Consider the following 25,037-nt stretch of genomic DNA (forward strand, 5'->3'; position numbering starts at 1 on the left):
ACTTAAACCGACCAGCGTTTTGTCATTTTTTGGCAGTTTTGTTTAATGCGCCGAGACAGGCGCTCTAACAATACATGCTCTGTACCTGGCGTTGCGACCTCCTGCAATGCCTCTATCACAGTGGGTAAAACGCTGAGTATTTCATCGGCGAGACGTGCGCCTAAGCTCATGAAGTATGCAGGTTTAAATCCCAACGCCTGGGCGAGAGAAGCAAGGTGTGAGCGTTCGATACTGCCGGGCTGATCAATGCCAGACACTCGAAATGCAAAGCGGTTCGAGAGACCGCTATAGAGCGTCGTGCACATGAGATCGTAAAACGGGGTTAGTTGAACGCCCTGAGGCGTTTGCAATATAGAGAGGTTTTTGGCGTGGCTGTCATTGTTACCAATAAACAGGTTGAAAAAAAACCACTGCGAAAAACGCAGCAGGTCTTTTGCGGGAACACCCGCCGCCTGAAGTAACTGCCGACACTCAATGAGGCCAGGCCCTCCGTCGCTTTCGTATTTGAGGGTGGAAGGTGTCCCTGCTAATTGGCAAATATCTAGCTGGTGATAACGCTGTAAGTTGCCGTGCTCATCATAAAACCGGTCATAGCGCTTAACTAAACAGGCGCGTGTTTGAGGCTGGAAGGTAGCTTCAGCTACCCCTAGCGCTAACGCGGCGGCTAGTTGCATACAGAGCGTTTCATTAAGCGCAGAACACCACACGCCTTTCAAACCACGGATATCCGGTTTCAAAATATGGCTTGAAGGCGCGGCCCCTTCAGGCAGCGCCGGGCTGCCATCAGCGAGTACCATTAGCAGCAGTTTATTTTGAGCGCCCGCTAATGAAATTCGCGCTTGGGGAGCAAGTTGCCCGGTTAATTCACCCTGGGTTTCATTATGCAGAAAGTCGTTTATAGCTTCCCAGTCCGTCTTGCGATAGCTGGCTGGTCGAGGCGTTTCACCTTGCGGGAGTAGGGTGTAGCCACTCGCCGTATCACCGCCAATCGACTTTAAAAGACCAAAAACAGTGGTGGTGTGGTGGCGTAGCTCAATATAGCGACGTAGTTCGCCCTCAGGCAGTAGGTTTTCGAAGTAGGCCAGCACACTATCGCCGCTATGTCGTTGTTGAGTCAGCGGTAGCTGGGGCGAAAGGCTATTCGCTTGGTTATTGGCTAGCCACTCCTGAGTATAGTCAAACCGCAACGGCTGAGTGTTATGCAAACGCCCGACATGCAGTTCCCCCCAGAACAGGTCAAGCGCTTCGCTATGGGCGGCCATGGTGATTCCCTTTGCGCTGTATAATCACTTCCAATCCCATTAGATCCAAAACATCGAGTACTTTTTGTAGCTGCAGGGTTGGCTTGCCGCGTTCAAGATCGACGATAAAGCGGTTGCCTGTACCCGCAAGCCCGGCAATATCACTTTGCAGCAATGATTGATCACGCCGGGTTTGTTGAACTAGCTTGCCCAGCTCTTCACTGCTGCGAATACGTTTTGCACTCTCTATCTGGGAGGTCATAGCGACTGTCCGATAAAATTACCGTACGGTAATGATAGACCATATTAGTGATCAAAACGCTATGATTATTCCCGATCGGTAACTTTCAGTGATTAGAGAGGCTTTCTGGAAGGAAATATTACCGAACGGGAATATTTCGGTGGTCAGTGATTTTATACGAAACGCATTAACGTGGCAGCCCAAGGCCGCCCCGTTAATGTGTGCGCTATATCTGAATAACAAACGCTTAGGTGTTTAAAATCACGCCACCATTGAGGTGCATGGTCTGGCCGCTCATGTAGGAAGACTCTTCGCTGGCCAGATAAACATACGCAGGCCCCATTTCGCTGGGCTGGCCTGCGCGATTCATCGGTACCTGACCGCCGAATGAGGCTACTTTTTCATCCTCAAAGCTGGCCGGAATCAGCGGGGTCCACACCGGCCCTGGCGCCACGGCGTTTACGCGAATGCCGCGATCCATCAGTGACATCGCCAGCGAGCGCACCAACCCCTGAATAGCGCCTTTGGTAGCGGTGTAATCGATCAGCGTCGCGTTGCCCTTAAAGGCGTTGATAGAGGACGTGCAGATGATCGTATCGCCCTTGTCGAGATGCGGCAGGGCAGATTTGGTGAGATAGAAATGGCTGAAAATGTTGGTCTGAAACGTACGCAGCAGCTGTTCATCGGGGATCTCGGTAATATCGTCCCAATCATACTGTTCAGCGGCATTATTGATCACAATATTAATCTTGCCGAAGTGATCGAGCGTGCGCTTAACAATATCGCGGCAAAAGTCTGGTTCAGCCACATCGCCTTTTAACACCAAGCAGCGGCGGCCTTCCGCTTCGACTAACCGTTTGGTCTCTTCGGCATCTTTATCTTCGTCTAAATAGGCAATCGTGCAGTCCGCGCCCTCGCGGGCATAGTGCACGGCCACGGCACGACCAATGCCGCTGTCGCCGCCGGTAATAATCGCGACTTTTTCCAACAGCTTGTCAGTGCCGCGGTAGCTTTCGCGAATGTACTCAGGCTCCGGGTGCATCGCGTACTCATCACCCGGCTGCTTATCTTGATGCTGGGGAGGTTGCTTTTGATCACTCATGTGCGGTCACTCCATTGTTGGCACGGATGTGTGTCGTTCAAACTGATGGTTACTACCTATGACTGATGGTTAACATTGATGGTTAACACCTAAGGCAAACAGCAAATATTCACTCCTCGAATATTCGCCAACCTTCAACGTAGACCAAAGGCGTAGAAACAAGCAAGCCGCCGTTAATTAATGGACTTTTATAGATTTCAGGGATTTAGCTGAGATTCGATAACAGGCGTTAAGGTAAAACCCCATTCTGATAAATAAATAACCTATGTTAAGTAAATAAATGGGTTTTTAAATGGCGGCGCGCATAAATTGACAATAATAGAAAGAGCGCTATGTTTTAAAAGTGCTCGGTTTTAGAGGTGCTCGGTTTTAAAAGAGCTAGGCTTTAAAAGACTAACTTTTATAAGCGCTATATCAAGCACTATGTTTTGGAAGGTAATCAATCTATTAAGGAGGATGAGAATAAGTTCACTAGGATAAGTGCTTATTTTCTCTAAGTGCATAATTTTATTAACGTATTAGGTATTAACATCGTAGCGTTAATGAGGTGCACCCGATAGATTCGCAGTGACGCTGATTGTGTTTCACCACGGATGCTGACAAGTGAGACGACAAGGAGGAAGTGACAGATGACCGATCAAGGAAAGCAGCCCAATCCAGGCGCACCCAACCAGACAAGCCACTCAACGGAGTCGCTCAAACAGCAAGGACGCGATACCGCACATGAGGTGAGTGATGCGGCCCATCATCAAGCTGAAAGCTATTTTAATCAACAGCGCGATAGCGCGGCAGAACAGTCCCACAAGTTCACCAGCGTTTTGCAAAAAATGGCTGATGAGTTCGATAACCAACAGCAGCCCTATTTCTCGAAACAAGCGAGAAAGTTTGCTGATACCACCGAACGGTTTTCCAGCTCATTGCGCGATAAAGATTTACGTACTGTATGTAATGAAGCGCAAAGCTTTAGCCGTCGTGAGCCCGCGCTGTTTGTAGGCGGCCTGATTGCCGCTGGCTTTTTAGCTTCCCGCTTTCTGCGTAGTTCTAGCCAGCACTCACATAATGACGATTCGCACTCACGTTATTCAAATACCACCGACGAGCGCGCAACGGGTCTTCCGATGCAGGAAAACGTACCTGCCGGGCAGGCGTCACCAGTTAGCCAATCATCAAGTCTTTCAGGCAGCTCCGTTGCCGGTAATGGAGCAGTAGGTTCATCGGGTCGAGAAAATGGAATGCCCTAACGTAAGGGCCAGGGAGGCATAGAATGGATTCGGATAACAAACCCACGTCGCAAAGTTCATCGGTCGGTACGCTACTGTCGACGGTGATGCAGGAAATTAGCTCGCTGGTGCGCAACGAAGCCGCGCTCGCCAAGACCGAGATGACCGAGAAAACCCATCAAGCGATGGGCGCCATCGCTTCGATTGCGATGGCCGGTGCGGTACTGATGGGCGGCTTTTTAACCCTGTTGGCAGCGTTAGTCTTTCTGCTTAATGAGGTGCTTCCGCCCGAGACCACACCGTGGCTCTCTGCGTTGATTGTCGGCGTCGTTGTGTCGGTTATCGGTGTGATGATGCTTAAAGCGGGCCAGAAGAAACTGCAGGCGCGTAATTTGATGCCCAGCCGTACGATGCATAGTTTGCAAAGCGACAAAACAACGGCGAAACAGCATCAGCACAACGTCAAGGAGGAGTTGAAATGACGGATCATGACCATCAGCGCAGTCCCGAAGAGATTGAAAAGGATATCAATCAATCGCGCGAGCGCCTTGATTCTACCCTGCATGAAATCGAAGAGCGCTTCTCTCCTCAGCAGCTGTTGAATACCTCCTATGAGTATATTCGCCATGGAGGCGCTAACGAATTTGTGTCTAATTTAGGCACCACCATTAAGCAGAACTCGCTGCCGTTTCTGGTCACCACTGCCGGTCTTGGCTGGTTAATGCTGGCCCAGCGTCACCCAAATGAGGCGCGCCACAAGCAGCAGTACGCGTCTGATATCGACCAGCGCTTTTACACCGGCGGGCAATCTTCATCGGGCACAAGCGGCTCCCATGGCGCGCCAGGTATACCCGTGCATGAAGGCACGCATCCCAACGCTGGAACGCCCACCTACAGCGGTAGTTCAGAAAGCCATAGCGATGGTCAAGGCCGTATGAGCCGGGCGAAAGAAGGTGCCAGCAGCATGAAAGACGGTGCCAAAGGCAAAGCCCAACACTTAGGCGAAAAAGCCAAGCACACCGCACAGCAATGGGGCAGTAAGGCTCACCAAATGGGGGATAATATGCGCAATTCTTCATCCCATCTTCAGCACAGTGCTCACGATCGCATGCACGATATGGAGCACCGTGCTCACCAGTCCGGGAGCCAAGCCTCCGATTTTATCCAGGATCATCCGCTAGTGGTCGGCGCACTTGGGTTTGCGCTGGGTGCCGCCTTAGGCGGTATTTTCCCCGCCACCAAGAAAGAGGATGAGTACATGGGTGAGTATCGCGACCGCGTTATGCATAAGGCTGCCGAAACCGGGCAAGCGCAAGCGGATAAGGCTCAGCATACGATCCATGAAAAAGCCGAATCTGCTAAGGGCGATTCCCATCGCGCTAATGATGCGAACGTAAACGCCCCACAGCATCAGGAAGCGGGAGTTGCAGGCTCACCCACCCCAACGCCCACAACGGAGCGCTCTGCACCTGAGAGCCATGACCAGAAACATGACCATCAGAAACATAGCCAGGGCTTGGCGGGGTCGAGCACACCTTCCGGCAACACCCAAGGGTCGGGGACTAACCACACGCCCTAACATTGCTGATATGGCTGATAAAAAATGAGTGAAACCAGTGGCCGCTTAATGCGGCCACTGCTTTTTAGCAGGGACGGTTTAGCAAGAACGGTTTGGCTAGAACAGTCGGCATAAAAAGCCAGCACAAAAGCCGCTAACAGCGCTAATCGATAGCGGCAAACCATAAGCATTATTGGGATTCCCAATACGGTCCGTTTAATACGCTATTAATTATCCAACTGTCTGTTTTTAAATGGTTATATTTAAAATGGTGATTGGTTGGACGCCGCGCTGCTGCATTGCAAGTTAGTCAGTAACAGCTACAGTAAAAGCAGCTTGGATAGGAGGTGAGATTGATAGCCTTCATTCTTGCGTTTATCACGCTATTCAAGGAGCCCGGTTGGCTGAGATAGCCAGGGCAATAAGGAAACCCAGACCCTCACCATAAGGAAAAAGCGATGACTCAAGCCTCCGAGCACGACAAAAAAGCGCCTAAAGACCGCGACGATCACCACGATGATGCCAATCCAATGCCGGATACCCATCACGTTAACCCCGATTCCGACAGCCAGAAATCAAAGGATGACCAGAAAAAAGGTCACTGAATATGCTTTGAGCGCTGCTGATAACAGCGCTGATACCGCTAAGGCGCTACTGATGAGTAGCGCCTTTTTCATTTAACGCTAAACCTCGATGTTGATAGACGACGTTGATACGGAAACGTCACCTAACGAGGTAGGCAGCAACTGCCCCAATGAGGAGTAGAGGGCGTCAGAAGAGGAGGCTGCAACCGCTTGATCCGTCTTTTCCATGGCTTCTTCCGCTTTCTTTAGCTCACGACGAGCTTCCTTGTCTTCTTCACTCAGCCGAATCTTGAGTTCGTTAACCGCTTCGCGAAGCGCTTTCTGGGCGTCAGTCAGTACGCCGCGTAGTGCATGTTCACTAGCGCTGGCGCCATTGGATTTCGAGCGGTTGTCTTCATTCTGAATGGGGCTGGGTAGGCTAGGTAATAAGCCGAGCTCGCTGGATTCATCGTCTTCAGGCTCGCCCGCTGCTTTTTCGGCCTCTTGTTCCGCCTCTTCCTCTGCTGTTTGCGCATTGGCCTCGGCTTGCTGCGCGTCACTCGACACCGTTGCCTCAGCGCTCTCATCGCCACCCGTTTGGGCCGCAGCTGAATCGGCCCCGCTGGCTTGAGCGACTGTTGTTGGCGCTGCTGCTGTTGGAACCATTGAAGGGATAGCGGTCATGCCAGCACCGCCGCCACCTTGATTGCTCAATAGTTTAGCCGCACCGGCAAGTTCACGGGCGATGCTCTTGAGCTCCTTGGCCATGTTTTTAAGCTGTTCAGGAGAGGCGAAGGCCATCATGGCTTTCAGCATTTCAATCCGCTGCCGCAGGAAGCCCACTTTATCGGTAGCCTGCTGCTGGGAGGCTTCCTTTGGAGAAGGTAAAGACGCCAAGCTCTCCAACGCTTCCTGCTGCTTTTTAAGACGTTTAGTGAACGGGTCGTCTTCAGCGGGCTCGCTCTTTTGGGGAGCGACACGAGTAGGCGTTAAAAACTGTGGCTTATCCTGGCGCTGGTTAATCAGTGTAAATAACGAAAATCCTATCTTCATGGCGATGGCCTCTTCTCATTGTTATAAGGTATCGGCCATTTGGCTTATGTCTTTAGACGCCGCTTAACTTCCACGCTTAGCCTGCCTTCACCTAGCTTCAGTTTCAGCTTCTGGCCGGGCTGGGTATCTTCCGCGCGTCGAATCACCTGGCCCTGCTCATCCTGGGCAATCGCGTAGCCACGCCCCAATACCGCCAGCGGGCTGACCGCATTGAGCTCCCGTGCAGCACTGGTTAAGCGTGCCTGACGGTTTTCGAGCTGGCGCTGCATGGCGGTGCCCAAGCGGCGCTGAAGCTGACTTACCCGCTCGCTTTCTGCACGATGCAGCCGCGTCATATCCTGGCTGGCCAAGCGCCTGCTTAGCTGTGTGAGCTGGGCTTTCTGCAGGCTGAGCGTTTGCTGCATGGCACGATTCAAGCGCTGATCAAGGGCGGTTAAGTGCTGGCGCTGGCGATTGAGCTGCTCGCCAGGGTGGCGCAGCTTGGCGCGCAGGGTATCTAGGCGCTGGCTGTCGCGCTCCAGTCGCGCCTGCATGGCCCGCTGCAGGCGGTTGTGTTGATGCTCTAGCTGGCGCTTGAGGGTGTTCTGATCCGGCACTAAGCGTTCGGCCGCGGCAGAGGGCGTGGGCGCACGCATATCGGCGGCGAAATCCGCCAGCGTAATATCCACCTCATGGCCTACCGCCGACATCACCGGCAGCCGGGAGTGAAAAATCGCCCGTGCTAGGTGCTCGTTATTAAACGCCCATAAATCTTCCAGGCTACCGCCGCCGCGGGTGATCAAGATTACATCCCGCTCGGGGTCTAATCGCGCCTGACGGTTAAGCAACGCCAGCGCAGAGATCATCGCCGGTGCCGCTTCTGCGCCCTGCACCGGCACTGGAATCAACGTTACGTCCGCCAGCGGCCAGCGTGCTTCCAGCACCGCCAGCACATCGCGAATCGCCGCGCCAGTGGCGGAGCTCAAAATCAGCAGCTTGCGGGGCGGGAAGGGCAGCGGGCGGGCGTTGGCAAACACTCCTTCGCCTTCCAGCTGCGCTTTCAAGCGCTCAAACGCCGCCAGCAGTTCCCCCAGCCCCGCAGCCTGCACGGCCTCGGCAATCAGTTGGTAGTCACCGCGGGGCTCGAACAGCGACACACGCCCACGCAGCTTGACCTGATCGCCATCGCGCATCGGCGCCGAGACAAACCGCGCCCGCTGGCGAAACAGCGCGCAGCGGATCTGCGCCCGGTCATCCTTCAGCGTGAAATAGACATGCCCAGAGGCCGGGCGGGAAACGTTAGAGAGCTCGCCCTCTACCCACACTTCGCCCACATCGCGCTCAAGGGTTTGCTTGGCGCGCTGGTTGAGTTGGCTGACGGAGAGTGCCTGGGGAGTCGGGGAGGCCATAGAGTTACGCCCGCTCTAATAAATAACGTTTTAACGCCGCAGGATCGGGCACGCCCTGAATCACTTCGCCATCGATCACCAGCGTTGGTACCGACTGAATACGTGCTTCATCCACCGCGTGGCGCTGCGCCGCTTGGTGCTGCTCGCGGTAACGGCCTTCGGCCAGGGCATTCAGCACCGCTTGGCGCTCCAGGCCTACCGACTCGCCAATATCGGCCAATACCTCAGGGTCGCCAATGTCTCGCTCCTGCTGGAAAAACGCTTTTAAGGCCGCCATGGAGTAGGGGTGACCCAATCCCTGCTCTTCGGCCATGGCAAACACTTCAAAGGCTTTATCCGTACGTGGCTGCGGGGAAATGTTGGGCAGCGTAATGGGCACGCCGAGTTTTTCCGCCATGGGGTAAAGCGAATCGCGCCATACTTGGGGCAGGTAAGGGTCTTCCACCTTCAGCGTAGGCACTGGGGCAGGGCGCAGCTCGAAAGGCCGCCAGCGGATTTCTACATCCATACCGTCGGTTGCTTGAACAATCGCCTCTTCCGCCAGCAGGCAGAAGGGGCAAACATAGTCAGTATATACAATGATTTCCTGAGGCAACAGAACGCCCTCCGCGTCGTAAAATGTCCAGTTCAGCAGCCTAACATTAAACGTCATTAGCAATTGGTATAAGCACAACAGCCTGACTGCATTGCTGGAGCACCCCTCAAAACGCTATAATAGGCGATTAACCTTTCACGCCCCACTTCCTCTCAATCAGGGTGTTGCCGCTATGCTACGTATGGCCCAAGAAGCACTTACGTTCGATGACGTTCTTCTCGTTCCCGGCTTCTCCGATGTCCTCCCCAAGGATGTCAGCCTCAAAACCCGCCTGACCCGCAATCTCTCGCTCAACATTCCGCTACTTTCTGCTGCGATGGACACCGTTACCGAAGCGCGTCTAGCGATTGCGATGGCTCAGGAAGGCGGCATTGGCATCATCCATAAAAGCATGACCATGACCCAGCAAGCCGCTGAAGTGCGCAAGGTCAAAAAGCACGAAAGCGTGATCGTGAAAGACCCGGTCACCGTGAGCCCCAAGGCCAAACTCGAAGACCTGCTCGCCATGGCGCGGGAGTACGGCTTCTCCGGCTTCCCCGTGGTAGAAGGCGAAACTCTGGTAGGCATCGTGACCGAGCGCGACATGCGCTTCCAGCCTAACCACGGCGACAGTGTAGAAGCGATCATGACGCCGCGCGACCGGCTGATTACCGTCAAAGAAGGTACCGATCTCGAAACCAGCAAAGCCAAGATGCGAGAACACCGCATCGAGAAAATGCTGATCGTCGATGATGAGTTCCACCTGCGCGGCCTGGTCACCTTCCAGGATATCGAAAAAGCCCGCACCTACCCAATGGCCGCAAAAGATAGCGACGGCCGTTTGTTAGTCGGCGCGGCGGTCGGCACCGGCCCGGAAACGCCGGATCGCGTCGCGGCGCTGGCTGAAGCAGGCGTGGACGTGATCATTGTCGATACCGCCCACGGCCACTCTCAAGGCGTGATTGATCGCGTACGCTGGATCAAACAGAACTTCCCGGCCATTCAGGTGATTGGCGGCAACATCGCCACCGGCGCCGCTGCCAAAGCACTGGCCGAAGCGGGTGCGGATGCCGTTAAGGTCGGCATCGGCCCCGGCTCGATCTGCACCACGCGTATCGTCGCCGGTGTTGGCGTACCGCAAATCACCGCGGTTTCCAACGTGGCCGAAGCGCTCAAAGAGTTCGATATTCCGCTGATTGCCGATGGCGGCGTGCGCTACTCCGGTGATTTGGCCAAAGCGATTGCCGCGGGCGCCAGTGCCGTGATGGTCGGTGGCCTGCTGGCCGGTACCGAAGAAGCGCCGGGTGAAGTCGAGCTTTACCAGGGCCGCACCTACAAAGCCTACCGTGGCATGGGCTCCATGGGTGCCATGTCCCAGAACCAGGGCAGCGCCGACCGCTACTTCCAGGATAAGAGCGAAGGTGCCGAGAAGCTGGTGCCGGAAGGCATCGAAGGCCGCGTCCCCTATAAAGGCATGATGAGCGCCATCGTTCACCAGCTGATGGGCGGCTTGCGCGCTTCCATGGGCTACACCGGTTGCCGCGATATTCAGGAAATGCGCACCAAGCCGGAATTCGTACAGATTACCGGCGCTGGCTTTAACGAATCCCACGTCCACAACGTGCAGATCACCAAAGAAGCTCCCAACTACCGGGTGAGCTAACCAGCAAGATGAGTTATATGGCGCGGCGGGCATTGCCCCGCCGCTTGCTTTTTGGCCTTACCAGCGGCACCCACACCGCTTAACCGAGACCCCGCCATGAGTGACATTCACGCCCATAAGATTTTGATTCTCGACTTCGGCTCGCAGTACACCCAACTGATCGCCCGCCGCGTTCGCGAGATCGGCGTATATTCCGAAGTCCGCGCGTTTGATATCACCGAAGAAGAGATCCGCGAGTACAACCCCAACGGTATTATCATGGCCGGTGGCCCGGAATCCGTGACGGAACTGGACTCCCCGCGTGCGCCGCAGTGCGTGTTTGAAATGGGCCTGCCGGTGTTTGGTATCTGCTACGGCATGCAGACCATGGCCGAGCAGCTAGGTGGTAAGGTAGAAGGCTCCAACCAGCGTGAATTCGGCTACGCGCAGATTCAGATCGACGAAAACAACGCGCTGTTCAAAGACATCAAAGACCACGTAGACGCGAAAAGCGGCAAAGCCCTGCTGGACGTATGGATGAGCCACGGCGACAAAGTCGCTCAAGCCCCCGACGCGTTCACCGTGACCGCCTCCACGCCGAGCTGCCCGATTGCCGCCATGGCGTGGGAAGAGAAGCAGTTTTACGGCGTTCAGTTCCACCCGGAAGTGACCCACACCCTGCAGGGCCAGCGCATTCTCGAGCACTTCGTGCTGGATATCTGTAAAGCCGAAAAACTGTGGACGCCCGCACAAATCATCGAAGACCAGGTACAGCGCGTGCGCGAGCAAGTGGGCGACCGCCATGTTCTGCTTGGCCTCTCCGGCGGTGTAGATTCTTCTGTAGTGGCCGCGCTGCTGCACAAAGCCATTGGCACCCAGCTGACCTGCGTGTTCGTTGACAACGGCCTGCTGCGTAAAGCGGAAGGCGACCAGGTCATGGAAACCTTCGCCAAGCATATGGGCGTGAAGGTGATCCGCGTAGACGCCGAAGACCTGTTCCTCGGCAAGCTGAAAGGCGAGAAAGACCCGGAAGCCAAGCGCAAAATCATCGGCAACACCTTTATCGACGTGTTCGATGAAGAGGCCAGCAAAATCGACGGCGTCGAGTTCCTGGCCCAGGGCACCATCTACCCGGACGTGATCGAATCCGCCGCCTCTAAAACCGGCAAAGCGCACGTGATCAAATCCCACCACAACGTAGGTGGCCTGCCGGAAACCATGAAGCTCAAGCTGGTCGAGCCGCTGCGCGAACTGTTTAAAGACGAAGTGCGCAAACTCGGCCTGGAACTCGGCCTGCCCTACGATATGGTCTACCGCCACCCGTTCCCCGGCCCCGGCCTGGGTGTGCGTATTCTCGGTGAAGTGAAGAAAGAGTACGCCGACATCCTCCGCGATGCCGACGCTATCTTCATAGAAGAGCTGCGCGCCTCTGGCTGGTACGAAAAAACCAGCCAAGCGTTCGCCGTGTTCCTGCCGGTGAAATCCGTAGGTGTAGTAGGCGACGGCCGCCGCTACGAATGGGTCATCGCGCTACGCGCGGTCGAAACCATCGACTTCATGACCGCCCGCTGGGCGCACCTGCCCTACGAGCTGCTGGAGAAGGTTTCCAACCGGATTATCAATGAGTTGGAAGGGGTTTCGCGGGTGACTTATGATGTGAGCAGCAAGCCGCCTGCTACTATTGAGTGGGAGTGATTACACGTTGCGCATTAACTGGTGCTGACTAGCAAAAAATCGAATCAAGCCCATGTTTTAATGGGCTTTTTTTGGTTCATGATTTAGCAAAGATTAGCAAAGTTGAGAGTGAAAGTAGCCCTATAAGCTGGTTTAGGGTGATCTAATGTTTCTACCTTAAAATGTTTGCAACCTACTGTTTTGTAAGCTAAGAGCGGTGCTGTATTGCTGCGACCAGCATAAGTGATATGTGTAGAAAGGCTTGCTTCAACTCTCGGTAAAGTTCCGGATCTGCATTTTTTTCGCCAGGGCCTAGAGATAACTCAACATGAAGCGAACCGTCGTCTTGTCTGTTAATTGGTTTAGCTTGTTGGAGAAGTTGTGTTATGTGGAAGTCTGAAAAGTGAATGGCTCCTGATGTTCTTTTATAAACATCTGGAATCCATGCTCCTAACCCTTCAATCTGTTCAATTAACCATCGGTCTGTAGCTTTATTTTTTGATCCTCGAAGCTTCATGTTTCTGATGTTTGTACCCTTTGCAACGCTTTGTGCGAATGTCTCTGCAGTCATGCCCTCTGTTTCCTCGGCCCAATAAATTGCATAAAGACGTGCAAGTGTGTCTAAGTTAAGGCGAATAAGTGTCATGGCCATTTGCCCATTTCTGGCTTCAACGGCTTGTATAAAAGCTTCCTCAAGAGAAAGAGTTCTTCTTATGGCAGCGAGCAGGAAGTTTCTTTCATTTTCACGCTCTCTCGGAAATTTAAATAAAAAGTTACAAATTTCATAAAGGTCTCGCCGGGCTCTTTCATATTGTGAGAAATCTCCGAAGATTTCCTTTTTAGGAGGCTTTTCCATAATTTCCCTAGTTATTTTTTAGTTTTAGATCAGTTTAAATGTTGTCGGCTAAGTCAGAATGAGATGTATAATAATTAATTATCACTTGCTACCGTCAGCGTTCTGTACTCATCATAAGCAAACTGGTCTGTCATTCCACTAATAAAATCCTGGATTAAACGACAGCGATAATATATTTCCCAGGATTTGTAATCGTCATTAAGAGACAGTTCGTCAATGGATTTTTTGTAAGCTTTGACATGTCTTTCCGCTAGTCTGCTAGCCAGTTTTTTTAAGTAAGAATCTGTCCCTTTCTCTTGATCTATAATTCTTCTGAATATTTCTTGGCTACATTTTAGTAATGGGCTATATATTTCGATTAGGCCATATATAACTCTATAGCCTTGAAGTTCTAATGTTTCTACTTCTTTGTTGTTGAATACTTTTTTTATGGCGACAGATTTTAGTGCTTCTATTGCATGAGAACCTGGAGAGTTGTCTTCCATTAGCGCTTCATCAAAATCTCCCGTATAAATATGTTCGATGTTGTCAATGAAACGTTGGGCTGCGTGCTGAACAAGAGAGTGTATTAGATTTACTCTTAGCCAAAGGAAAAACTCATTATTTTGATTTATGTTTGCGGCGCTAAATCTTCTGTCGGCATATTCCACTATTTCTCTGAAACTTTGCTCTCCTGCCATAGGGGTGGAGAAAGCCTTAGAGTTAACATCTCCATTTTTTTGAAATTCTTCGATTAACATTTCTTTTAGCTGAGGTATATGAATAATCCCTTTTTCGACAGCATCTTCAATATCCGCAAGTCCATAAGAAATATCGTCAGCCGCTTCCATGATCCAGGTGGCAGGGTGGCGTGCACCTTCTGGCATATCTAGTTTAGACCATAGCTGTTTTACAAATTTTTCTTCTGAAAGATAAAATCCAGGTTTTTTACGTAAATAAGCACCGGGTGACTTTTTTTCAGGCTTTTCAAGGTAAGCCGGCCTCACATACTTTATTAGGCATGCTGTTTGAGTGTAGGTCAAATTTAGCGTTAGTAGGCTGTTAACCAAACGTATAGCTTGAGCATTCCCTTCGAAATTTTTTAAATCAATAACCATTTTTTTTATAAGATTTTGATTGCTGCTTTCAAAATGATTGATCTTTTCAATGTTTTTATCAAACCATGAATTAATGGCATACTCACCGAAATGACCGAAAGGTGGATTGCCAATATCATGGCTTAAACATGCCATCTCTACGATACTTTCTAGTATTCGTTCTAAATCATCTAGGCCATATTGTTTTGTTAAACCTAGTTCTGAGAGTTTTGTGAAAATAGTCCTTGTGATGAAGCGTCCTGTTTGCTGTACTTCTAAAGAGTGAGTCAGGCGACTTCTGACTGTGGCGTTTCTTTCAAGTGGAAATACTTGAGTTTTCTGCTGAAGTCTTCTTATCGCTGGTGAATTAATGATTCTACCGCGGTCACTTTCCATTTGCCTAGTAACATATTCAAGGTAGTCGTCATGTTGCCAAGGCTGTTTAGCTACTCTTTCATATGGCCTTAAAGCATTAATTCTTTTTTTAAAATCTATATTTTTTGACATTTTCTTTCCTTATATTAGATTAACTATTCTTACCATGCTTTGGGTTTCAATTTCAATATTTTGATAGCTGGATGTTTATACCCTGCTCAACGCCTTTTCCGCCGCCTGCGTAGTCCTCCGACTAGCCTATGAGCCGAATATAAACCATAATCGGCTCATAATATGATCTGAATAGGTGGGGCAAACGGCTCATGTATATCTGGGAACAGCAACATTGGCCACATTTTGAGTGGGACGAATCCGTTCTTCGACCTATGTTGGATGCCGTGCGGTTACTGCAGGGCAGGGTGTTGGGTAAAACCGAGGCTGTCCACGGCCAGGCCGATCTGGACGTGGAAATGGATGCGCTGATCCAGAATGCTATTCGTACCAGCGAAATCGAAGGCGAGCGTTTGGACGTTGGCTCTGTGAGGTCATCCGTTGCTCGCCAGTTGGGATTAGAACAGGCTGGTGTTTCCGCTAGAACAACACCTGAGTCTGAAGCGCTGGTCGAGCTATTGCTGCAATCCACACATCAATTGGATGAGCCGCTTTCCCGCGAACAGTTGTGCCTCTGGCAATCCATGCTTTTTGTGCAAGGCCCCGGCGTGCTTGGCAATGTACGTGTAGGCGAGCTGCGTGGCGATCACCCCATGCAAGTGGTGTCGGGGCGGCTTGATCAGCCTAACGTGCATTTTGAAGCGCCGCCCCGTGGGCAGCTGGAGGCTGAGCTGGATGCCTTTATTACTTGGTTCAACCATCCACCATCGTGGCTTGATGGGCTGGTTCGCGCTGGCATCACCCATCTATGGTTGATTACCTTGCACCCCTTTGATGATGGCAATGGGCGTGTTACGCGCGCGGTGACAGATCGTGCGCTTGCGCAAGCAGAGCGGCAATCCGTGCGCTTCTATTCCTTGAGCGCGGCCATCATGGCGCGCCGCCACGCTTACTACGATCACCTTGAAAGCGCTCAGAAAGGCAGCCTCGATATTACGCCGTGGTTGTTGTGGTTTCTGGACACGCTGAAAGAGGCGCTTGAGCAGGCGCTGTTAAGGATCGACCGTGTGTTAATGAAAGCCACCTTCTGGCAGCGCCATGCCACCACCGTGCTGAACGAACGGCAAATCAAGGTGCTGAACCGCTTATTGGATACAGCAGGGGAAGAGTTTGAGCAGGGCATCAATGCGCGTAAGTACCAATCGTTGGCCAAAGTAAGTAAAGCCACCTCAACGCGGGATTTGGCAGAGCTGCTGGAAAAAGGCTGCCTTTCCAAGCTCCCCGGTGGTGGGCGCAGTACGCGCTATCAGGTGTTACTTGGGCAAGCTCATGAAGGCACTCAGTAAGTAGTGAACTTTGTCATTGAGGCCATATCGCTTGCATTGAAAATCGACCAATAGCAAGTGAAAGCCTTTGCTTCAAAACTCTTTGAAGGTAACTCAGCCGCTGTGTGCTTTACTATCTGCAACTGTTATTCACGGAGGAAGCATCCATGGCCATAGGCGGCTTGATAGGATTACTGGATGACATTGCCGCATTGGCGAAGTTGACCGCAGCATCACTGGACGATGTGAGTGCCGCCGCTGGGCGTGCGACGGCGAAGGCGGCCGGAGTGGTGGTGGATGATACGGCAGTGACGCCGCAATATCTGCAGGGGGTGGCAGCGGAGCGTGAACTGTCGCTTGTGAAGCAGATCGCGCTGGGGTCGATCCGCAACAAGCTGATTTTTATCCTGCCGGTGGCGCTGCTGCTGAATCACTTTTTGCCGTCGCTATTGCCGATCATCCTGATGATAGGCGGCACCTACCTAGCCTTTGAGGGCGCGGAGAAAGTCTGGCATAAACTTTCCGGCAAGCATGATGAGGATAAGCCAGCGGTAGAGCAGGGGCCGGAAGCCGAGAAGAAGATTGTGAGTGGTGCCATTCGTACCGATCTGATTCTGTCTGCTGAAATCATGGTGATCGCGCTGGCCACGGTCTCCCATCAAGGCTTCTGGTCACAGCTGGCGAGCCTGGTGGTGGTCGCGTTTTTCATCACCATTCTGGTGTATGGCGTGGTCGCGCTATTGATCAGGATGGATGATATCGGCCTGAAGCTCGCCCAGCGGGATAGTTCGAGCATGCAGACCCTGGGCCGTGGTCTGGTGACGGCCATGCCCAAGGTGCTAGCGACCATCTCGGTCGTGGGCACCGTCGCTATGCTCTGGGTGGGCGGGCATATCCTGATGGTCAATCTGGGTGCCGATGGCACGGGTTGGTTCAACGCGCCCTATGAGTGGGTACACCATATTGAGCTAGGCATTAGCGAGGCCACCGGTGCCTTGGGCGGCACGCTGGGCTGGAGCTTCAATACGCTGTGCTCTGCGGTGATTGGCTTTTTGGTGGGCTCGGTGGTGGTGGGGGCGCTGCATCTCATTCCCACCAAGAAGGCGCATGCCGAGTAGGTGCGCGCCGGGAAGTAAGTATCAGGCATCTAAATGCCCGCCATCAAGGCGGGCATTTTTGTGAGATAGGGTGAAGGTATTTCTCGTGACCTTACTTTGCCAGTGCCGCTGAATACTGCTGACCGGCGCTCGCCCAGGCAATGACAGCCAAGCCTAAAGCGATCAGCGAAAGGATGGCACCCGCCCAGTTTGGAGAGGCCAAACCGAACCCGGCGGCAATCGTCGCGCCACCCACCCATGCCCCGATGGCATTACCCAGGTTGAACATACCGATGTTCACCGACGCTGCCATGGTGGGCGCTCCTGCTTGGCTGGCACGGTCCATCACCAGTTTCTGGATCGGGGAGACGGTGGCGAAGCCAAAGGCGGCCATAAGGAAGACAGAGACCGAGGCCACAACGCTGTTCCCAACGCCCAGCCAGAAGACGAAAAGTACCGCCGCCTGCGCGGCAAGGGTCACAAACAGCGTTCCGAAAAGTGAACGGTCAGCAAAGCGACCACCTATCCAGTTGCCAACCGCCAGACCCAACCCGAACAGAACCATCAGTTTTGCCACACCAGTGTCGGTAAAACCTGCCTCTTCGACCATCATTGGGGCGATGTAGGTAATAGAGGTAAAGAAGGCGGCAGGGCCGAAGACGGTAATGCCCATGGCGAGCAGCACCTGGGGGTCTGCGAAGGCACGTAGTTCACTCTTCAAGGCGATTGCCTTGCCCGCTTTGATCTGGGGCACTAGCAGCGCGATGCTGAGGACGGTGATAAGACCGATCCCGGCGATCAACCAGAACACTAGCCGCCAGCTGTAGGCTTGCGCGAGCCAGGTGCCAGCAGGAACGCCGAACAGGTTGGCCATCGTTAGCCCGGAGAACATGAAGGCGATGGCACTTGCTTGTCGGTCTTTCGCGACCAGCGAGGCGGCGATGATGGAGCCCATGCCGAAGAACGTGCCGTGGTTGAACGCCGTTAAAATACGGCCCGCCAGCGCGATGGGGAGCGTCGGCGCCACTGCCGTGATCACGTTACCTAGCGTGAAGATGAGAGAGAGGCTAATAAGCATCGTTTTACGTGGCACCTTGGCGCCTAGAATCGTCAGGATGGGCGCACCTACGAACACGCCTAACGCATAGGTGGTGGCCATTAAACCTGACGTGGGTATATCGACGCCGAAATCCTTGGCGATTTGGGGAAGGATGCCAGCGACGACGAATTCCGTCATTCCGATACCGAATGCGCCAATCGCTAACGCGAAAAGTGCTAATGGCATAATAGTGTCTCCGTAAATGATATTTTCAATCGAATGTGGTTCGGTTATATTTATTTTATTGAAAATAATATTCGGAGGTAAAACGATAATGGTGCCGTCAGATAAAGAAACAGATGCTATTCGGCAGATAAAGCATCATCCGGCTGAACTTGATTCAATTGACCGAAAAATATTAGGCGCGCTCGCCGAAGATGCGTCGCGTAGCTACGCAGAACTCAGCAAAATCGTGCACCTCTCCGCCCCCGCTGTGCATGACCGTGTAAAAAGGCTTAAGCGTGATGGGGTCATCAAGGGCACCGTCGCCATACTGGATGGCTGCAAGCTTGGCCGAACGCTGCTGACTTTCTTGCTGGTGGATACCAGCAGCTACAGCGCCACGCGCAAACTACTGGCCTTTGCCGACAGACCCGAAGTAGAAGAGCTGCACACCGTGGCAGGAGATGGCTGTGTGTTCATTAAGGTACGTGCTGCTAACACCGAATCGCTTGAGGACTTCCTGATGGAGATTCAGAGCCTTGAAGGGGTCAGGTCTGTCCGCAGCTACATTGCGCTTTCAACCTTCCTGGAAAGAGGCCCATCGCCAGATTAGGTAGCCCGCTCGATAGCATGATGGAAGGGGGACGGCGAGCCAGAAGAGTATCTTTGAGGTGGTGCCCTTGGCAGGACACTGATCTACCCCTCGCCTTGAACGATACAGCCGAGGGAGTCGGTAACCACGCAACTTAGAACTTATTTACCTTAGTTGTTCAGCCTATTTTGAAGCGCTTGTTGTTTGTAGAGCGCCCGCAGCTGCAACGGAATACCAAGAATGAGTGCAAACAACAGTACGCTTTGTACGCCGAGCAATAGCGGGTCATCCAGATTAGTCACGAGTGGATCTCCGACAGGTAGCCGCCTCAAACTTTCACTGACGGTGGGGATCATTAACATGAAAATGCTGATGCTCAGTAAAACAGTTTCGACATATTTGCCGAATCGCTTCGTTTTGGGCCACCTGGCGATACCATATCCCAACAAAACCACCCCGAGCGTGATGGTGGCAACGATCGAGCTTATGGGCTGATGCGCAATAGGATAGACCGTGAGCGCGCCTAGCAACATGAACCAGAAATAAGCGCGACCTGCCTTGGTGTTGGGGGCAACTCGACCATGTTTAACAAGCATATAGATAGCGAGAGGAATGGCCGGAAGGCTTCCCATAGTGTGTAACCAACCAAGAGGTGAAATGTCCATAAAGGGTTCCTTATGATAATTTAAAATACTCTATACCTATCTTCTAGTAGGTAGCGTGTAGTGGATAGTGTGTAGCAGGTAGTTAGTAAGACGCAGCTTTGCTGCGAGGTAGTGCGTGTTTCTGTTTTAGGAGAAGGTGCTGTTGGCCATCTTATTTATTTCATTGAGCAGCAAGCCCAGCAGGCAGCTCGTCTTGCTCCAGGCTGTTGTGTCTACTTGATATCCAATGCTCAGTTAGGCGGGAAGGCGATGACCGGCGTTTCGATTTGGCGCCTGTTCGTTTGGGTAGGGCGGGGTTGTAGAACGGAATCCACACGCCAATGGCCCAGGCGTGGCTCAAATTTATAGAGATACTCACCGGGTCAGGATAATAAACGTCATCCATGAAGGCTTCCCAAGCGAGCGCTTGATCGAGTGCTGCAGGCGCCTGAAGAGGGGGCGTATGTAGGTCGGTTTTTTCAGCCGCTAGGAAAATAACGTCAGCATCCCATTTGCCGCCCTTCAGAAACTGCTCAGCATATCTTTCCTCTAGAGGTGGTGTGGTGGCCTGAAGCGCAATAGTGTCGCAATTGAGCCAACTGGCATCAAAGATGCCGCTGCCTGGATGGGAATGGCACTGTCTCGGCGCTCTGCCCGTATCGTGATATATAGACAACCTTGAGAGGGTGACCAGTTGCGACACTGAGTCGAAGGAGCCTTTTGATTCAAGAAGCTGCTGGTGTTTTATCTGCTCGTTCAGGAAGGCGAGAAACTGTCCACTTTCCGCTGAGGGCGGGATTCTGTCGCTGCGTTCCTGTGTGCTATCAGTCTCTTGAAACGCAGCCAACTCCGATAGGGAGGAGGGCTGCGACACTGCGTTGGAGGAATCCACGGGCTTAAGAGCATCTTGGTGTTTTATCTGCGCAGCCAGCAGGGGGAAGAACGGCTCCTCTGATACTTTAATCCCTCTTTGCCCATGGGCGCTGGTTCTTGTTGTCCCCGTGTGGGAAGTTTTCATTGTTGCTACGGGTGAGCTGCTAATTGGGTACATCATGCGATCCACCTCCTGGCACTGATGAGACATGCTGCTAGCAAAACGGAAATCAGCAAGATAGCTACCGCGAGGGGCAGGCTTAAGCCGCTGCCGTATGGCATTTCCTTTGCTGGCAAGAGGAAATTCGTATCGTTATATCCAGTCATAATCGTCATCTCGCTCCTATTGCTAAATTAATGGCTCGTTCGTGGTGTACCCATAGCCTCAACGAAGCGAAGTGCCATACCATCTAGTCCACGCTGTTCATTTCGTCATAGCGGCCGCTTCCGTCGATCCTCCTCTCTAGCTCATCCCCACAGTAGCGCCGAGAATGATTCGGATAGAATTCTTCGCATATTTTTCACATTAGCTTCCTACTAGAAGGTAGGGTGAAAGGACGAATTGAAGTTACCCTGGATGCGATATATTGGGAGAACCCATCGGAGTGTGGTTAGTGATATTTACCTTCTAGTAGGTAGGCTAAGTCGATAAATGAAAACTGCCTTTTTACTTACCCTGATCATTGATAAGTCGTTCGATTAAGGGTTCGGTAACAACGCTAAATACTTTTTCGTCGCCGTAGACTCTTGCCGACAGCATGGCGCCATGCACGGCCGCCATGAAGCTTTCCGCTTCAGATTGCGCGGTCCCGGTAAGTAAAAAGGCATTTTGCATCGCCCCTTCCTCTATTACAGAGGCCAGCCACGTCGATAGCGTTCGGAAATGAGCCCTCACCTCAACCACAATCTCTGGGGGTAACACCGGGATTTGGCTCGCGAGTAATGCGCACACACAAAAGCTGCTCGTGGGATCGCCAATACACGCCGTCCAGTAGTTGATATAGGCGCGCAGTTGGTCTGCTGGGTCGGTATTATAGCTTTTTACTGTAGCCAACCCCGCTTTCGCTTCTTCACGATAAAGCTGCAATAGTGTTCGGACTAAATCGACTTTGCTGGGAAAGTGATGGTGAATGCTTGCCTTTCGAATACCGACAACGTCGGCAATATCAGCATAACTGAAACCGTTATATCCGCCCGCAATGATCAAGGTGCGCGCGCAGCGGATGATTTCGTCAGAAGTGTTAGTCAGTTTAGTCATGCGCCAAACCTACCTTCTAGTAGGTTTGCTGTCAAGAAGCCCGACGTAAAATTGAGAGGATGTGGCGCGCTAAGTTACCTCGACTTCATCTGCTCAACAATCCGCGCAGCATCTTTCGCCGGAGGCCGGCCGAAAGTGCGGGCATATTCCCGGCCAAACTGCGTGGAGCTTTCGTATCCCACTTCGTGAGCTGCCTCCGTGACACTGTAGCCAGTGGAAATCAGTAGTGTCCGCGCCTTAAGTAGCCGCACCTGCTTCTGATACTGCAAGGGGCTGAGCGCCGTCACGGCTTTGAAATGACGGTGGAACGCAGAGACGCTCATGGCTGCTTCCTTGGCCAGTGCCTCCATCCGTAAGGGCCGTGCATAATCGTTACGAAGTCGCTGAATGACCTGGTGCACCCGTGCCAGGGCGGTGTCTGGTGTGGCGATGTCGCGCAGCATCCAGCCCATTGGCCCCTGAAGCACGCGGTAAAGAATCTCGCGCTCGTAGGCGGGTGCCAGCGCCGCAATGTCGGCTGGCTGCTCCATCAATCGCAACATGCGCACCCAGGCATCGAGCAGTTCCGGCGTCACCGCTGCCACAGAAAACCCCGTTGTATGCCCGGCGCTGCTTGCAGCATTGGGCAGTTCCGATAGCAGGCCTGCCAGATGGCTAGCGTCTAGGGTTAGGCTCACCGCGAGGTAGGGTTCTCCCGAGTCGCTACTGCGTACAACCCCCGCCGCAGGCAGGTCAACCGACATCACAAAATAGGTCGCGGGGTTGTAGTGCAGGGTACGCCCGCCCACGGTCATGGATTTGCTGCCCTGCAGGATCAGGTTGACCATGGGGTCGTACACGGCGGCAAGCTCGTGTTCTGGAATGGCGCCTTGCACCATCGCCACCCGGGGAATACCGGTCTCGGTGCGGCGGTTTTGTGCATGGGCAGCCAGACGGCGGAGTTCGTTGAGTTGTTCTTCCATGGCGCTATTGAATGCCAGACCAGGAGCAGAGGCAAGCGAAAAGCAGAAATAGGCAGGATTTCGGTAGGAACAGGCGGGCCGTTAGGTGAGCGGGTACCTATCATGGGGAGACTAAATCTCACAGGAGCGTCACATGAGCACTATCGTCATTACCGGAGGTAGCCAGGGGATCGGCGCAAGCACGGCACTGCGCTTACCGGTGGCTATGCCATCTAAAGGGGTGACCCATGCTTGATCATATTTTCCTCACGGTGAGCGATACCGAGCGCTCCATCGTTTTTTACGAGCGGGTGCTACCCCTTTTGGGAATTACCAACCGGCATGACTTTGACGGCCATGATGGCCCGCCTGGCCACCCTGATCTGAAGGGGTTCGGTGCCAAGGGGCGTGTGTTTTTCTGGCTAAAGCAGGGAGAGGCGGCGCCCGGCGCGGTGCATGTGGGCTTCGTTGCAGCGTCCGAAGAGGAGGTCAATGCCGCCTATGCCGAAGCCTTGGCAGCGGGCGCCACAGCGATCCACCCGCCTGGGCCTCAGCTCCACTATGATCCCCGCTATTACGCCGCGCAGGTCAGGGATCTTGACGGCTACACCCTAGAGTTTGTCTACAAAAGCTGGCAGCACTGACCATGAAAACATTGATGATCTATGGCGCCGCCGGTTACACCGGTGGCATGGCGGCGGAGCACGCTGCATCCGCAGGTATTCACCTAGTTGTCGCAGGGCGTGCGAAGGATCGTGAGTCTCTGGACATATTGGCAGGGCGTTTAGGCGCTGATATTCGGCTCTTTTCGCTCGATGATCCGGAGGCAATCGCAAGGGGCCTTGAAGGCATCTTTGTTCTGCTCAACGCCGCCGGGCCTTTTATGAACACGGCCAAGCCGCTGATGTCGGCCGCCATTCGTGCTGGCGTGCACTACCTCGATTTCTCGGCCGAACTCGATACCTACCGGCAGGTGTTGGCGCTCGACGGGCAGGCGCGTGCTGCGGGTGTGATGCTGCTGCCGGGAAGCGGTGGTAGCGTCGCGATGCTGGGAAGCTTGGCGGGGCATGCCGTGGCGCGGGTCACCCATCCCCGCACGATCAGTATCGCCTTGCAGGTGGCGGGGGGAATGTCGAGAGGGTCGGTGACCAGCGCGAGCCAGAACATCACGACGGAGACGCTTCATCTGGTTGGCGGCGAACTCGTTGCACGCAGCCCAGAGGAGGTGCGTGATTTCGATTTTGGCGAGGGCCCGCTATCGTCGTTCCCTGTCACGCTGCCCGATCTCGTGACACTTCACCAGGCGACAGGCGTGCGTGATATCGAAACCTTCGTGCACGTGGCGGCGGGTGCGTTCCCCGATGGAGACGCCAACGAACTCCCAGCGGGGCCCAGTTCCGATGAGCGGGCGGCGAACCGCTACCATGCGGTTGTCGAAGTGACCGATATGGACGGTTCGGTGGCGCGCTCGGTGCTTGATACGGTGAACGGTTACACCTTCACGGCCATGGCGGCGGCAGAGGCAGCCCGGCGAGTACTTGCAGGTGAGGTGCAGCCTGGCTTCCAGACCCCTGCGGGCCTGTTCGGCAACGGCTTTGCCGAGAGCATCGCCGATACACGGATTATCGACGTTACGCCCAGCGAGGATGGGGATTGACGTTAGCTGGAAGCGAACTCAACGTCCAAAGCGCGCCCGGCGACCTCTGCGCACCCAACGAGCTTTTGCTGAGGCAGCCCAAGACAGGCATAGGAAGAGAGGCCGCGCAGCGTGAGTAGGACATAGTCGGTGATTTGGTCGACATCTCCCGAGCGGCAGAAGTTGGCGATGTAGCCATGAATGTCTCCGCTAATGGGTTTGGCCAGCGTGGCAGCCAACGCCGCGGCTTGCGGGTCGTCCGCCCGCATTGCCTCTGTCACCATGCACCCGCGCAACACCGGGTCGCGCGTGTAATGTTTCGCTGCGGCAACGAACAGGCCGGTAAGCGCCTCAGCGGGGGAAGCATCCGAGGAAAGGATCTTGTCCAGCGGCAGCATTTGCTTCGCCATATAACTCTGCAAAGTACGCTCGAACAGTGCCAACTTGCTTCCGTAGGCGGCATAGAGACTTGGCGGCACGATATCCAGTGCCTGCGTAAGCTCTGCGATCCCGACCGCATCATATCCTCGTGCATGAAAGAGCGCCCGCGCGGTCTCGATACCTTGTTCACGGTCGAACGCAGGCCTGCGCGTGCGGGCGGTCTTGATTTTTATGGACTGATTGGCCATGGCAACGGCTACCTAAAATGAAGAGCAAAGCAAGAGTTCTGTTACCGATCGCTACGTTCTGCTATCGATCACTACATAGTACTTGCGCGCCGTTTTAATGCCAAATA

25 protein-coding genes are annotated in these 25,037 nt (G+C 53.5%); 11 read left to right on the plus strand and 14 right to left on the minus strand.

Annotated features, from left to right (window positions below; genetic code table 11):
• Positions 1-2: 2 nt before the first annotated feature.
• From CXF87_RS20005 to CXF87_RS20015, 3 genes are all read right to left on the minus strand, one after another.
• Entirely contained in the window at positions 3-1,262 is a 1,260-nt protein-coding gene (locus CXF87_RS20005) for a type II toxin-antitoxin system HipA family toxin (RefSeq protein ID WP_101147935.1), read from the minus strand.
• Positions 1,249-1,503 carry a helix-turn-helix transcriptional regulator gene (locus tag CXF87_RS20010; RefSeq protein WP_008959029.1) on the minus strand — a complete coding sequence of 85 codons (255 nt, stop codon included), beginning with the start codon at positions 1,501-1,503 and terminating at the stop codon, positions 1,249-1,251. The genes CXF87_RS20005 and CXF87_RS20010 overlap by 14 nt, the downstream gene beginning before the upstream one ends.
• 226 nt (positions 1,504-1,729) lie before the next feature.
• Positions 1,730-2,584, minus strand: a complete 855-nt coding sequence (locus tag CXF87_RS20015; RefSeq protein ID WP_008959028.1) for an SDR family oxidoreductase — start codon at positions 2,582-2,584, stop codon at positions 1,730-1,732.
• 629 nt (positions 2,585-3,213) lie between these two features.
• Here CXF87_RS20015 and CXF87_RS20020 point away from each other — a divergent pair.
• The 4 genes from CXF87_RS20020 to CXF87_RS21840 all read left to right on the plus strand — a co-directional run bounded on the left by CXF87_RS20020 (position 3,214) and on the right by CXF87_RS21840 (position 5,967).
• Positions 3,214-3,825: a hypothetical protein gene (locus tag CXF87_RS20020; protein ID WP_101147936.1), complete on the plus strand. Its 612-nt coding sequence runs from the start codon at positions 3,214-3,216 to the stop codon at positions 3,823-3,825.
• A 23-nt stretch (positions 3,826-3,848) separates the two neighbouring features.
• Positions 3,849-4,286, plus strand: coding sequence for a phage holin family protein (locus tag CXF87_RS20025; protein ID WP_008959026.1), 438 nt, complete (start codon positions 3,849-3,851; stop codon positions 4,284-4,286).
• On the plus strand, positions 4,283-5,383 hold the full coding sequence (locus CXF87_RS20030) for a DUF3618 domain-containing protein (RefSeq protein ID WP_101147937.1): 1,101 nt from the start codon (positions 4,283-4,285) through the stop codon (positions 5,381-5,383). The genes CXF87_RS20025 and CXF87_RS20030 overlap by 4 nt, the downstream gene beginning before the upstream one ends.
• Before the next feature lie 437 nt (positions 5,384-5,820).
• Positions 5,821-5,967 carry a hypothetical protein gene (locus CXF87_RS21840; protein WP_008959023.1) on the plus strand — a complete coding sequence of 49 codons (147 nt, stop codon included), beginning with the start codon at positions 5,821-5,823 and terminating at the stop codon, positions 5,965-5,967.
• Between the two features lie 78 nt (positions 5,968-6,045).
• On the opposite strand, the gene CXF87_RS20035 is transcribed toward CXF87_RS21840, so the two are convergent.
• The 3 genes from CXF87_RS20035 to CXF87_RS20045 are packed head-to-tail and all read right to left on the minus strand — an operon-like array spanning position 6,046 to position 9,018.
• Positions 6,046-6,978, minus strand: coding sequence for a hypothetical protein (locus CXF87_RS20035; protein ID WP_101147938.1), 933 nt, complete (start codon positions 6,976-6,978; stop codon positions 6,046-6,048).
• A gap of 44 nt (positions 6,979-7,022) precedes the next feature.
• Complete coding sequence (xseA, locus tag CXF87_RS20040) at positions 7,023-8,366, minus strand: exodeoxyribonuclease VII large subunit (RefSeq protein ID WP_101147939.1); 1,344 nt, start codon at positions 8,364-8,366, stop codon at positions 7,023-7,025.
• Between the two features lie 4 nt (positions 8,367-8,370).
• Positions 8,371-9,018 carry a DsbA family oxidoreductase gene (locus tag CXF87_RS20045; RefSeq protein WP_232774973.1) on the minus strand — a complete coding sequence of 216 codons (648 nt, stop codon included), beginning with the start codon at positions 9,016-9,018 and terminating at the stop codon, positions 8,371-8,373.
• A 115-nt stretch (positions 9,019-9,133) separates the two neighbouring features.
• On the opposite strand from CXF87_RS20045, the gene guaB reads away from it, so the two are divergent.
• Complete coding sequence (gene guaB, locus CXF87_RS20050; protein ID WP_101147940.1) at positions 9,134-10,603, plus strand: IMP dehydrogenase; 1,470 nt, start codon at positions 9,134-9,136, stop codon at positions 10,601-10,603.
• A 96-nt stretch (positions 10,604-10,699) separates the two neighbouring features.
• Positions 10,700-12,277: a glutamine-hydrolyzing GMP synthase gene (gene guaA, locus CXF87_RS20055; protein ID WP_101147941.1), complete on the plus strand. Its 1,578-nt coding sequence runs from the start codon at positions 10,700-10,702 to the stop codon at positions 12,275-12,277.
• A gap of 187 nt (positions 12,278-12,464) precedes the next feature.
• On the opposite strand, the gene CXF87_RS20060 is transcribed toward guaA, so the two are convergent.
• Both CXF87_RS20060 and dgt read right to left on the minus strand, forming a co-directional pair.
• Positions 12,465-13,112: a hypothetical protein gene (locus CXF87_RS20060; RefSeq protein WP_101147942.1), complete on the minus strand. Its 648-nt coding sequence runs from the start codon at positions 13,110-13,112 to the stop codon at positions 12,465-12,467.
• A 74-nt stretch (positions 13,113-13,186) separates the two neighbouring features.
• Positions 13,187-14,695 (minus strand): dGTPase, encoded by a 1,509-nt coding sequence (gene dgt, locus CXF87_RS20065; protein WP_101147943.1) that lies wholly within the window; start codon positions 14,693-14,695, stop codon positions 13,187-13,189.
• 191 nt (positions 14,696-14,886) lie between these two features.
• Here dgt and CXF87_RS20070 point away from each other — a divergent pair, with 191 nt between their 5' ends.
• Both CXF87_RS20070 and CXF87_RS20075 read left to right on the plus strand, forming a co-directional pair.
• Entirely contained in the window at positions 14,887-16,020 is a 1,134-nt protein-coding gene (locus CXF87_RS20070) for a Fic family protein (RefSeq protein ID WP_101147944.1), read from the plus strand.
• Between the two features lie 146 nt (positions 16,021-16,166).
• Complete coding sequence (locus CXF87_RS20075) at positions 16,167-17,117, plus strand: DUF808 domain-containing protein (RefSeq protein WP_101147945.1); 951 nt, start codon at positions 16,167-16,169, stop codon at positions 17,115-17,117.
• Between the two features lie 91 nt (positions 17,118-17,208).
• Here CXF87_RS20075 and CXF87_RS20080 read toward each other — a convergent pair whose 3' ends face one another.
• The gene (locus tag CXF87_RS20080) at positions 17,209-18,381 is read right to left on the minus strand and encodes an MFS transporter (RefSeq protein ID WP_101147946.1); all 1,173 of its coding nucleotides are present in this window, start codon (positions 18,379-18,381) and stop codon (positions 17,209-17,211) included.
• A gap of 88 nt (positions 18,382-18,469) precedes the next feature.
• Between CXF87_RS20080 and CXF87_RS20085 the strand changes: the two genes are divergently transcribed.
• A complete protein-coding gene (locus tag CXF87_RS20085; protein WP_008957864.1) occupies positions 18,470-18,970 on the plus strand; it encodes an Lrp/AsnC family transcriptional regulator in 501 nt (166 codons plus the stop codon).
• A gap of 149 nt (positions 18,971-19,119) precedes the next feature.
• Here CXF87_RS20085 and CXF87_RS20090 read toward each other — a convergent pair whose 3' ends face one another.
• From CXF87_RS20090 to CXF87_RS20105, 4 genes are all read right to left on the minus strand, one after another.
• Positions 19,120-19,614, minus strand: a complete 495-nt coding sequence (locus CXF87_RS20090; RefSeq protein WP_101147947.1) for a hypothetical protein — start codon at positions 19,612-19,614, stop codon at positions 19,120-19,122.
• Between the two features lie 160 nt (positions 19,615-19,774).
• On the minus strand, positions 19,775-20,647 hold the full coding sequence (locus CXF87_RS20095) for a flagellar hook capping FlgD N-terminal domain-containing protein (protein ID WP_198556152.1): 873 nt from the start codon (positions 20,645-20,647) through the stop codon (positions 19,775-19,777).
• Between the two features lie 486 nt (positions 20,648-21,133).
• Positions 21,134-21,724, minus strand: a complete 591-nt coding sequence (locus CXF87_RS20100; RefSeq protein ID WP_101147949.1) for a TetR/AcrR family transcriptional regulator — start codon at positions 21,722-21,724, stop codon at positions 21,134-21,136.
• Positions 21,725-21,798: 74 nt separating this feature from the next.
• A complete protein-coding gene (locus CXF87_RS20105) occupies positions 21,799-22,686 on the minus strand; it encodes an AraC family transcriptional regulator (RefSeq protein ID WP_101147950.1) in 888 nt (295 codons plus the stop codon).
• A 227-nt stretch (positions 22,687-22,913) separates the two neighbouring features.
• On the opposite strand from CXF87_RS20105, the gene CXF87_RS20110 reads away from it, so the two are divergent.
• Both CXF87_RS20110 and CXF87_RS20115 read left to right on the plus strand, forming a co-directional pair.
• Positions 22,914-23,309, plus strand: coding sequence for a VOC family protein (locus CXF87_RS20110; RefSeq protein ID WP_008957857.1), 396 nt, complete (start codon positions 22,914-22,916; stop codon positions 23,307-23,309).
• Between the two features lie 2 nt (positions 23,310-23,311).
• Positions 23,312-24,322 (plus strand): saccharopine dehydrogenase NADP-binding domain-containing protein, encoded by a 1,011-nt coding sequence (locus tag CXF87_RS20115; protein ID WP_232774974.1) that lies wholly within the window; start codon positions 23,312-23,314, stop codon positions 24,320-24,322.
• Between the two features lie 2 nt (positions 24,323-24,324).
• Here CXF87_RS20115 and CXF87_RS20120 read toward each other — a convergent pair whose 3' ends face one another.
• Positions 24,325-24,930: a TetR/AcrR family transcriptional regulator gene (locus tag CXF87_RS20120; RefSeq protein ID WP_101147951.1), complete on the minus strand. Its 606-nt coding sequence runs from the start codon at positions 24,928-24,930 to the stop codon at positions 24,325-24,327.
• Positions 24,931-25,037: the final 107 nt, after the last annotated feature.

The organism is Halomonas sp. MES3-P3E (assembly GCF_002836035.1).
Lineage (GTDB): Bacteria > Pseudomonadota > Gammaproteobacteria > Pseudomonadales > Halomonadaceae > Vreelandella > Vreelandella arctica.